Origin of the sequence: Streptomyces sp. NPDC051976 (assembly GCF_040680795.1) — a bacterium.
GTDB lineage: Bacteria > Actinomycetota > Actinomycetes > Streptomycetales > Streptomycetaceae > Actinacidiphila.
The window spans coordinates 1-1049 of the sequence record NZ_JBFAXL010000166.1 but is presented as its reverse complement, the minus strand read 5'-3'; the positions used below and the strand labels follow the sequence as shown (position 1 = coordinate 1049).

The 1049-nt window shown below is 68.1% G+C and carries 1 protein-coding gene; it reads left to right on the top strand.

Annotation, left to right across the window (positions count from 1 at the left end; genetic code table 11):
• Positions 1 to 923 (top strand): IS1634 family transposase (locus AB0M29_RS45240; protein WP_365393706.1); only part of this gene is annotated, 923 nt, incomplete at its 5' end.
• Between the last annotated feature and the right edge of the window lie 126 nt (positions 924 to 1049).

Below are 1049 nucleotides of genomic sequence, written 5' to 3'. Positions count from 1 at the left end.
GCGACTGGAGGCTCGGCCGGGTCGTCACTGTCGCCGACTCCGGGTTCTCCTCCGAGGCCAACCAGAGCTACCTGCGCAGGGCGGGCGGCCACTACATCACCGGCGTCAAGATGCGCGAGGGATCCAAGAGGGCCGACCAGGCCCTCTCACGCCAGGGCCGCTACCAGCAAGTCCGCGACAACCTGCGCGTCAAGGAAGTCCGCCTCGACGGGGACGATGGCCGACGGTGGATCATCTGCCACAACCCCGCCGAAGCCGAACGCGACGCCGCCCGACGAGAACACCAACTCACCGCGATCCGCGAGGAGCTGGAGCGCATCAAGGCCGCCCGCGCAGCCGATGAGAAGAAGGCCAAGGCCAAGGCCGCCAAGAACGACAGACGCCAGGTCACCCCCTGCGACGCGCCGCACCGCAAGGCCGAGTGCGCGCTTCGCGACCATCCCTCGCTCGGCCGGTGGCTCAAGCAGCACCCCACCACCGGACGCCTGTCCATCAACACCACCAAGGTCACCGCCGAGGCCCGGCTCGACGGCAAGTACTTGCTGGCCACCAGCGACCCGGACCTGTCCGCCGAGGACCTCGCGCTCGGCTACAAGAACTCGCTGGAAGCCGAACGCGCCTTCCGCACGATGAAGTCGACCTTGGACCTTCGGCCGGTCTACCACCGCCTGGACGAGCGGATACGCGCCCACGTGCTGCTGTGCTGGCTCGCCCTGCTGCTGATCCGCGTTGCCGAACGCCGCACCGAGCAGACCTGGCCCAAGATCGCCACCGAACTCGGCCGGATCCACCAGGTGACCCTCTCCGGACCCGCCGGCAGCCTCCAGCAGACCACCCGCCTCACCGACACGCAGGCGAAAGTCTTCAAGGACTGCGGCGTGCCACTTCCGCCAAAGATGAGCGGCCTCAAGGCCCACGAATAGCACCTGAGCTGGGAAAACGTCCTCCGGAGCCGTGGGCAAACGGCCCCGGAGCCCCTTCATGCCCATCACCGCAGGTCAGCCCGCAGATTCACCACCGCCGTATGCCCACCAACTGTCGAACTCGGG